General features: G+C 38.9%; 2 protein-coding genes and 1 pseudogene. All 3 read left to right on the forward strand.

Going from position 1 to position 1,980, the window contains the following annotated elements; all coding sequences use genetic code 11:
- Nucleotides 1–245 (forward strand): hypothetical protein (locus A372_RS32600; RefSeq protein ID WP_036702582.1); only part of this gene is annotated, 245 nt, incomplete at its 5' end.
- A gap of 685 nt (nt 246–930) precedes the next feature.
- Nucleotides 931–1,440 (forward strand): hypothetical protein, encoded by a 510-nt coding sequence (locus A372_RS0100225; protein ID WP_016818383.1) that lies wholly within the window; start codon nt 931–933, stop codon nt 1,438–1,440.
- A gap of 263 nt (nt 1,441–1,703) precedes the next feature.
- Nucleotides 1,704–1,980: pseudogene (locus A372_RS0100230) on the forward strand (DNA-binding protein); the annotation flags it as partial.

The raw sequence follows: 1,980 nt of genomic DNA on the forward strand, positions 1-1,980 counted from the left end.
ATTCAGATTTTATGGTGGAAGCCATGAAGATATTCACTAGGATGTTTCATCAGTACGAAGAGGACAAGGACAAGGATTTTGAGCAAGATGTGCTCAAGAAACGTCAGTTGTACATGGATAGGGAGCTGCTTAAAAAAGAGATGGCAGAAAAGCGGAAATCGTCGGATACGCTGACCTTGCTTTATGAGCTGCTGGGCCGAGATAAGATGCACAGCGTTGATAAGATTCTGGTAAAAGAAGAATGAATATAATTGTATCAAAGGGGCTTAAATGCAAAGCATTAACTAATCGTAAATGCCATTAATTATTAACCTCCTGAAATAAAACAATTCGACGATAAAAAAACCTCTGCCGAAAAGGAAGAGGTTTTTTTGTCCCATTTGCCATAGGCAAACTCCTTTCCGAACGGAAAGGTCATTCACGGATGTGAATGAAATCGAGCGAAGGCGAGACCCATTCCCTGCGTAGCAGGGGTATAAATGGGCACTACTGTGATTTTTTGCTTTTTGGTTTATCCAAAATGGTTAGACACCTAAATTGAATAATTAGCTAATGTCTCGTATACAAGAATGAAAATAACGAAAGTGAGGTGACATAACTATGCTGAAATTCGATATAAACCTTATGGGTTTAGGAAGAGTAAAGATTGAAATCAAGTGGTTTCATTAATACGCGTCTCCAGAAGCCTCTGAACGGTCCTTTATGGCATTTTGGGTGGGGGGTACGAAGTTAAATACATCTAATACTTTAAAAGCCAGATAGACGGCATTATGAAGGTCTCGAGGGAATATTAATTTTAGGTTAATAATGTAATTAAAAAACAAAAATGGGACATTACTACTATTTTTTGGAGAAAATGATATAATTGTGGAACCTTTTGGTATAATGGGCTTGCAATATTGCAATATAATTTCCAAGGAGGAATAATCTGTGAAGAAGAAACATTTTATTGCATCAGCTTTATCTTTAGGCTTGTTAGGAGGAGCCATTGCGGTACCCAGTGCGATCTTTGCGGATTCAGATGTAAGTGATTCTGTAAATACATCTACTGCAGCGACACAAGATGCTGGTACACCAACCACTGGAGATCATGTGGTGACTCCTCAAAGAGTAGGGAATACCATTGACGCCGACGCAAGCGGAAGCGCAACCGTAGGAACTTCCTTTGAGGTTCCAAAAGGTTATGGACATGTTAAACTTCGTATGAAGAATTATTCTAGCTATCCAGTAAAGGTGAGTTTATCGCACATTGAATCAAATAAAGAGTATATTACTGCTCTGAAAATTCCAGCTCGTGGCGAAATTACTTGGAGAAGCACTGATGAAGGTATAACCGATGGTTTGCGTTCTGGAAGTTACACATTGCAGTGGCGTGGTGGCGATTATAAAGTTGATGGACATGTGTGGGGCGTTGCTGCTTCATCGCCTGGCGATCTATAATAGCTAGCTTCATAGAAACTGCAACAAAACAGAGAAAGCTCCAACCTTTTACGGTTTGGGGCTTTCTTTTTGGCATTCAAGGTTACGTCAAAGCTCGAACTAATCTTTCATCATATCAAACGATACAAAAAATTAGCATTTATGTAAGAAAAAATTGACCAGTGGATGGAAAATGTCTATATTTGTAATAGATTGCTAAATTTCTGGAACTCACATCTTGGCGTACATACTCCATAACGAATAAAACAATGGGAGGAAGTTGGATGGAAGAAGTTTTGGAAGGGAAAGATACTATTTATTTATTGACGGATCATCATAGATTAGATAAATGTATTGAATTACTGCATATGAGGTTTGAACAGCATGCTTGGGAAGATATATTGACCATAGCTGATCATCTGCACAGCCTTGCTGAAAACATGTATAACGAAGCGCAAAAAGCGCACTCAAAAAGACTTCCTTATCTTTTTAAGGCAGAACGGCCTTTGGTATTCTATTACGGGTTCGCATATCTGGCCAAGGGAACAGCGCTTCAAAAAC

This window comes from Paenibacillus sp. OSY-SE (assembly GCF_000283315.1).
Classification (GTDB): Bacteria; Bacillota; Bacilli; order Paenibacillales; family Paenibacillaceae; genus Paenibacillus_B; species Paenibacillus_B profundus.